The sequence below is a fragment of the Enterococcus florum genome (assembly GCF_004309355.1).
In the GTDB taxonomy this organism is placed as follows: Bacteria; Bacillota; Bacilli; order Lactobacillales; family Enterococcaceae; genus Enterococcus_A; species Enterococcus_A florum.
Window position 1 is genome coordinate 134044 of record NZ_BJCC01000022.1, and the last position, 7476, is coordinate 141519.

5 protein-coding genes are annotated in these 7476 nt (G+C 41.4%); all 5 read left to right on the top strand.

The window, feature by feature from the left end:
• The first annotated feature begins 90 nt into the window (after window positions 1-90).
• On the top strand, window positions 91-978 hold the full coding sequence (locus tag NRIC_RS13240; protein ID WP_175580094.1) for a class C sortase: 888 nt from the start codon (window positions 91-93) through the stop codon (window positions 976-978).
• A gap of 20 nt (window positions 979-998) precedes the next feature.
• Window positions 999-1850 (top strand): class C sortase, encoded by an 852-nt coding sequence (locus tag NRIC_RS13245; RefSeq protein WP_146623178.1) that lies wholly within the window; start codon window positions 999-1001, stop codon window positions 1848-1850.
• A gap of 62 nt (window positions 1851-1912) precedes the next feature.
• Entirely contained in the window at window positions 1913-2668 is a 756-nt protein-coding gene (locus tag NRIC_RS13250; RefSeq protein WP_146623179.1) for a pilin N-terminal domain-containing protein, read from the top strand.
• Window positions 2669-2685: 17 nt separating this feature from the next.
• Window positions 2686-5547: an MSCRAMM family protein gene (locus tag NRIC_RS13255; RefSeq protein ID WP_146623180.1), complete on the top strand. Its 2862-nt coding sequence runs from the start codon at window positions 2686-2688 to the stop codon at window positions 5545-5547.
• 69 nt (window positions 5548-5616) lie between these two features.
• Window positions 5617-7476, top strand: a 1860-nt coding sequence (locus tag NRIC_RS13260) for a MucBP domain-containing protein (RefSeq protein WP_175580095.1), incomplete at its 3' end; no start/stop codon positions are given.

Genomic DNA, 7476 nt, shown 5'->3' on the forward strand with positions numbered 1-7476 from the left:
ATCTTAATAGATGAAAAAAAGATTCAGGATAAATCAGGTTCAGCGAAAATTTATTTTAAGTAATGCAGATAAGTAATGGGGCGGATGACAATGGCGAAGAAGCAAAAACGACAAAAGAAACCAAAAAACAAAAAAATCGAGGCAGTGATCAGCTTTTTAATGGGAAGTCTGATCCTTTTTGGCATTTTGGCGATGCTGTATCCTTTGGTGAGCGATGAACTGAATCAGTTCGTCAATCAGCAGCGATTATCTTACTATCAGACCAAAACGGATAAGAAAGTCAAAAAGGATCGGGAAAAGCAGATGGAGGAGTTCAACAAAAAACTGAAAAAAACCAAGAACATCGCTGTCATGGATCCTTTCGAAGAAGAAAACCGGGAAGCTGTCAAGGTGACTTCATTTGCTGATTATATCATTGGGAATATTATTATTCCGAAAATCCGCATTAATATTCCGATCTATAATCAAACCAATGACCCATTCCTAGAAGAGGGAGCTGCCTTGTTGAATGGAACCTCCTTTCCTCTAGGCGGTGAAAATACGCACGCAGTGATTTCGGCCCATCGCGGTCTGCCGGACAAGAAGTTCTTCACGGACTTGCCAGATATGTCGATTGGAGATCCTTTTATCTTAAATGTTGCCGACAAAAAATTGGCCTATGAAGTGGAGTCGATAACCGTCATTGAACCAACGGACCTGACTTGGCTGACGATCGAAGAAGGCCGGGACATCGTAACCTTAATGACCTGTACACCCTACATGGTGAATTCCCATCGCTTGCTGGTCAAAGGACACCGCATCCCCTATACAGCAGAATTGGATGAAGAAATTAAGAAAGTCGACAATCACCACAAGCTGTTGCTGATTGGACTAGGTGTACTGCTGCTTCTGTTGTTTTTGCTTTATTTTTATTGGCTGTATCGTCGGAGAAAGAAAAGAAAAAAAGAATTAGCGCAAGAACGCTTGAATGAAGGATAAAAAGGATTAGAGGGACAGGCATGAAAAAACCATTTAAGAACAATCAAAAACTGGAAATCGGCCTCAATCTTTTTATGGCCGGATTGATTTTAGCGGGTGTGCTGATCCTCATGTATCCTTTTGTAAGTGATTCGTTGAACCATGCCATCAACCAACAGCGCCTAGAGTATTACCAGGAAAAAACAGACAAGCGAACAGCAGAAAAGCGGAAACAGCGCATGAAAATCCACAATCAAACGTTGAAAAAGCAGAAGGCGATTGCGGTGATGGATCCGTTTGAAGAAAAGGGTACCCAGTCAAAAAAGGGAAACAGCTTTACTGAACACATTATCGGCAGTATTTTGATTCCCAAAATCAAAGTCAACATTCCGATCTATGATCAAATTAGTGAGACGTATTTGGAAGAAGGTGCCGCCTTATTGAATGGGACGTCGTTTCCTTTAGGCGGAAAGAACACTCATGCAGTGATCTCCGCTCATCGTGGCTTGCCTGACAAAAAGTTTTTTACAGATCTGCCTGAGCTGAAAATTGGAGACACATTCATCTTGCATGTAGTTGATGAAAAGCTGGCCTACAAAGTCGATAAGATCGACGTGGTCGAGCCAACGGATAAGACGTGGTTATCGATCGAAGAGGGGCGGGACATCGTGACGCTCATGACCTGTACCCCGTACATGGTCAATACACACCGGTTGTTAGTCACCGGACACCGCATTCCTTATACAGCTAAGATGGACAAGGAAAGCAAGAAGATCAATCGGCAACAGACAGGGAGATTGACCTTTTACATTCTCTTAGGAGTTACAGCGGTGATTGCATTTTTATGTTTTGCCTTTTGGATCAAAAAAAACGAAAAAGAGAAAAAAAGATAGAAACTATAAAGAAATGACAATGAACAATGTTTTCATAAAGAAAAAGATAGGACAAGTAAAAGATGAAGCGAACGTATTTAAAAGTGCTACTATGTTTTTTCGTTTTGTTTCAAGGACTCGGTCCAATAGAAGTCTCTGCAAAAGAAGAAGTAGTCTCCATTGTATTGCATAAAAGAGGCTTCAGTACGGAGATCAAGGGAACAATTGACAACCAAGGACAAGAATTGGATCCACAATCAGAAATGTTAAAGGAATCATCAGGGGTAAACGGTGTTTCTTTTTCTGTGTATGATGTGACCGATACTTATTATGAAGCACTACAAGCAGGAAAAAATCAAGAAACCATCTATGCGGAAATGCAAAAGCTGTCGATCAACCAGGCAGCTGAATTTTCCTTAATCGATCAAGGCGTTACTGCAACAGTTGAGGGTGAGCAAGGAATTTGGGAATTTTCAGGGCCTTCGGTTAAGAATCAGCAGCAAGTAGTCTACTTGATCGTGGAAACAGACAGTATACAGTCACAGGTCTCTAGTGTTCATACAGTACTGGTTTTAGACGAAAACTACGCGGGTAAAACGGTTCATTTATACCCTAAAAATCAACTGACTAAAGCACCAACGGAAGAGTCTTCTCCAGATCGATTGCCTGATACGCAGGGCTCCAGTAAACAAACAACTAGCGCACAAGCAACAAGTAAAAAAAGCTTGCCGCAAACCAATGATCGAATCAATCGAACCATACAAATTTGTGGATTCATGGTTTTTCTACTAGGTTTTGTGTTGCTGAGATACAAGCGTAAAAATGGGCAAATCGATTAAGTAAAGGGAGAACGAGGATGAAAAAACTTTTATTAAGAGGAATCTCGCTTTTTTTTGCGCTGTCATTGTTTGCGGATATTATTCCACAAAATGTGCTTGCAAAAAGTGAAGTTGAAAAAGAGCAACCGATCGTCACAGCATTAGACGTACTAGATCAAACAGGCCAAAAAGTCGATGAGCTCATGCCGAACGAAATCTATCATGCCGAATTTTCCGTTGATGTATCAGAAGCGGATTCAGGGCTCACGTTGCTGCTTCCAGAAGAAATAGTAACGAGGAAACTTTCTTGCAAGAATGAAGTGGCAGCTGTTTCAATCCAAAAAGAGGGAATACGTCTTAAATGGAAGGAACCAATAGAAAAAGAACAGGTAGAGATTGCTATGGCGTTTAGCTTGGCAGAAACAGCAAAGAGTCAGCTTTTTCTATTTGAAGAATATGAATATGGAATCAAAACAGATGTTTCAGACCTGACTTCACCAATTTCCGGTTCGATAGGACCATTAGCGACAATCACTAACGGGACAGTAGGAGGCTTTGATGTTTCGGTTAGAAAAAATGGGGTGTACTCACCCGTGGTGAGCAATGGGGTGCCGGTTCCTGGGGCACCATCCATTAACGTAGGTGACTCTGTTATTTTCCACGTGGAATGGAAAATTACTTCTGTATTGGGAAACTATCATGCAGGAGATACGTTTGAGATTCAACTGCCTTCAGGGTATTTCAATTTTACAAATGTGAACACACCAAAACCGATTTACGATCAATCCAATCAACAAATTGGTGAATTAACATTGAAAAATGGAAAATTTATTTTCGAATTGAACAGCTATGGTGCCAGTAAACAAACTTTGGAGGGGTATTTTGATGCCTCTGGAAAAGCCTCCAAGGAAACAACAGGCTCTAATGATATTAAAATCAATGGGGAAACCCTACCTATTGAAGTAGGACCTGGACAGCCTGTAGATGAATATACACAAGATGATAAAGGGATCATATTCAAAGACGGTTGGCAAGTAAGTGGAGAAAATAAAATTACTTGGGACTTCCAGATCAACCAGTCGGATTACAAACGACTTTTTGAAGGAGAAATCGCAACTGTTGAACAAAAATCTAACGTTATTTTTATTGACGAATTAGAGGGAAAGCAAAAAGTTGATGATATTCGCATATTGTTCCCGATCTACAAGGCGAATGCAGCAGGGCAACTGACGTGGGAGGCATTAGACTGGAACACGCTGACAGGACAATTCACCAATGAAACCAATAGTCCGGGTGAAACGTGGGAAGACTTCCAAGCACGGATCAAAGGTTGTACAGTGCCGACTATCGGAATTTTCCGTGCTTCGGGCAACAATGGCGATAAAGTGATCATTAATTTCTTGGATCTTCCATCTGATGGGGTGACTTTGAAAAACAATCAGACATGGGATTTCTATTATGGAAAGGCCGGATGGACTTCAATTGGCCTGCCTACAGATATTAAGGAAGCCACACGAAATGCAATCAGTAATTTGAAAGCAGGGTTAGCGGAGCAAAGTGTACTGACACCGTATGTAGAGATTGATACGAATGTTTTAGAGTCTGGCACCTATAAGAATACGGCTCATCTTACATGGGATGAAGGCACTGAATCTTCACAAGATATCGAAGTCAAATTCCAGCACATTGGTGGTGGTGCGGATTCAGGGGATCCTCAAAGTGTCGAACTGGAGAAAAGAGACAGTGAAAACGGCGAGTTGATCGAAGGTGCTGTCTTCAAGCTGCAGCGAAAAAATAATGCAGGTGTCTACCAAGATTTCACACCATTAGATGGTGGGCCGGTTCAACGATCAACGGATGCCGACGGGAAAGTTGTTTTCAAGGATTTACCAACTGGAGAATATCGGTTTGTTGAAGTCACTCCTGCTCCAGGGTATCAATCAACAGTCAGTTTTGAAAACGGCACCGGGGAATTTACTATTGATGGTAGTGAGACGGCAGCGGTACTGCTAACAGCAGAAAATACCAAAATCGCGTTCGATTTTGGCGCTGAAAAGAAAATTACTGGAACTGCACCTTTTGATTCAAGTTCGGAAGAATTTGAGTTTGAAATCCAAGATTTGTCCGATAGTAACAAAGCCGTAGCGTATGGGAAAGTTCAAGTCACTGGAAAAAATACAGCGACGGACATCGAATTTTATTCTGATGCGGTGTATACGACACGGATCAATGGTGATTGGTACAAAGTTTTAAAAGACAATGGAAAATATCGTTTAGTAGAAAAAGATTCAAAAGGGTACGAGCTAACGTATCAAAATGGGAGCGGAGCGGATCACAATGAGTTTACCGTCGCCTATGACAATACAACCAAAATCGAATTGTCCGCAACCAACCACAAAGATAAGCCAACGTATCTTTTCGAAGCCAGTAAAGAAGTGAAAGGGACGGGTATCTTAAATAACCCAACCACATTTGAATTTACGTTGGTGGACAAAGCAACGAATCAAGTGGCTGCTTATGGAAAAGTAGATATTAGCAGTAAAAATACAGAAATACCAATCGTCTTTTATAAAGATAGCAGTTACACTCAACAGATCAACGATTGGACGGATGTATTGACGAATGGGAAATCCTACAAGTTAGTGGAAACATTGCTTACTGGATTCCAAGTTAATTACACCGGTGGAACAGGCAGTGATCACAATGAATTTACCGTTGTTTACAACAATGTGACAGCATTGAAAATCCAAGTTCAGAATAGTCGAGAAGAAACACCATTACCATTCACTGGCGGAACAGGTACGATCAAAATCATCTGTATTGGTACAAGCCTGATCTTGACAGGAAGTATCTTCTTTATTTTTAGAAGAAATCAATTAAAAGCACTACTGAAACGTTAAATTAGGAATACAGTTGTTATGGCTTAAAGATAGCAACTGTATTCTAATAGGGAAAATGGGAGATTTTAAATGAAAAAGAAGAAAAAGAGTTTAAGGGTGAGCACCGCAGTGAAAGGTGTTTTTTTTACCCTTTTCTTGTTGGGACCTCTGTTTCCAATATCAGTTTTTGCAGCCGATAGTAATCAACAGGAACAGACAAAGCAAACTATTCAACATCATTTGCAAAAACCAAGCTTTCGAGCAAGTGACTACGGAGTGGGTGTTGGGAAAAACTGGCCGAGTCCGGTTTTGGCACCTTATTTTGACATGGGCAGTTATGTAACTAAAGCTGGGTACCATTACAATGGTGCCCCGAATTTGGCAGCATTCATGAACGATACCGGATTTGATTATTTGAATCTTGGCTTTATTCAAGCATCAGCTATGGAATCGGACCGGATACAATGGGGATGGGCTGGACTATCAGCATTAGGAGAAGGCAGCAGTCATGCGCAGTATCAAGGAATCAAGCGAAGTCTTCGAGAAGTTAGAGAACGCGGCGGCGATTTCACTGTTTCTTTTGGGGGTGCATCGAAGACGGCTTTTTGGGCTATGACTCAAGATGTAACTATCTTGACGAATACATATCGTGACATTATTAATGGTTACGCACTAACGCGTATCGACTTGGATATAGAAGGTGGTGGAATGGATGTTGCTCAAAATAGGGCGAACGCTCAAGCCATCAAACGAATCCAAGATGAGACGGGTGTACAAGTAACGCTGACTCTGCCTGTGATGCCACAAGGGTTGATTGCATCAGGACAAAGTATTCTAAGAACTTATCTGGAAGAAGGGGTAAAGTTGGAGTTGGTCAATATCATGACCATGTGTTACGGCGGAGGTGTTACTGACTATGTGCAGGGATCAAAGGATGCAGTAGAAAATACGAAAAACCAAGTAAAAAATTTTTTTCAGACGTATCAAGGTATCTCATTGACTGATGAACAAGCCTACCAAAAAATCGGCTCCACTCCGCTGATTGGAGCGCGTGCAGGACATCCAACGTTCACACAAGATCAAATGCAGGATTTGGTTGCTCATGCTAAAGAAAAGAAGATCGGACAATTATCTTTTTGGTCTATCGGACGCGATGCACAAACTGAAACTAAAGATGGGGTCATTGAACCAATTTACAGTTATAGTCCAATAGCGCATGAATTTTTAGGAAATGAACAAGTGACGGTTCACTTTGAGACCAATGGCGGTAGTGAACTTATGGATCAAGCGATTGAGAAAGGCGAAAAATTACTGAGACCTGCTGATCCTGTGAAGGAAGGTTTTACGTTCAAAGGCTGGTACAAAGATAGTCAACTCACCGAAGCATGGGATTTTGATCAACTAGTCACAACAGATATGACTCTTTTTGCAAAATGGGAAGCACAAGCTGCTGTACAAGGAAGAGTTGTGACAAAATATGTCGATACAACAGGAAAAGAACTCTCCAATCGTGAAGAATCTGAAGGGGTAGTGGGGACACCTTATACGACGATCCCGAAAACGATTTCAGGATACTCAATTCAAGGAATACCAGGAAATGCTACGGGTTTTTATTTGGATGGAACGATAACAGTCATTTATACCTATGAAAAAACAAGCGATCCGACACCAACAATTCAAGGAAGTGTCGTGACCAAGTACGTGGATGGATCTGATAATGAAATTGCAGGACGCAACGCTGTAAGTGGAGAACTCGGTACTGCCTATACGACTGAACAAAAGACTATTTCCGGCTACACACTCAAAACTGTTCCAAGCAATGCGACAGGATTGTACACCGAAGGGGTAACTACGGTTACTTACATTTACGAAAAGACCGGTGATCCAACACCAACGATCCAAGGAGCAGTCATCACGAAATATGAGGATGAATCCGGTGTCGAGATCGCA

Coding starts and splice junctions, on each gene's coding strand:
- NRIC_RS13240 (WP_175580094.1), top strand. CDS start 91: ATGGCGAAGAAGCAAAAACGACAAAAGAAACCAAAAAACAAAAAAATC.
- NRIC_RS13245 (WP_146623178.1), top strand. CDS start 999: ATGAAAAAACCATTTAAGAACAATCAAAAACTGGAAATCGGCCTCAAT.
- NRIC_RS13250 (WP_146623179.1), top strand. CDS start 1,913: ATGAAGCGAACGTATTTAAAAGTGCTACTATGTTTTTTCGTTTTGTTT.
- NRIC_RS13255 (WP_146623180.1), top strand. CDS start 2,686: ATGAAAAAACTTTTATTAAGAGGAATCTCGCTTTTTTTTGCGCTGTCA.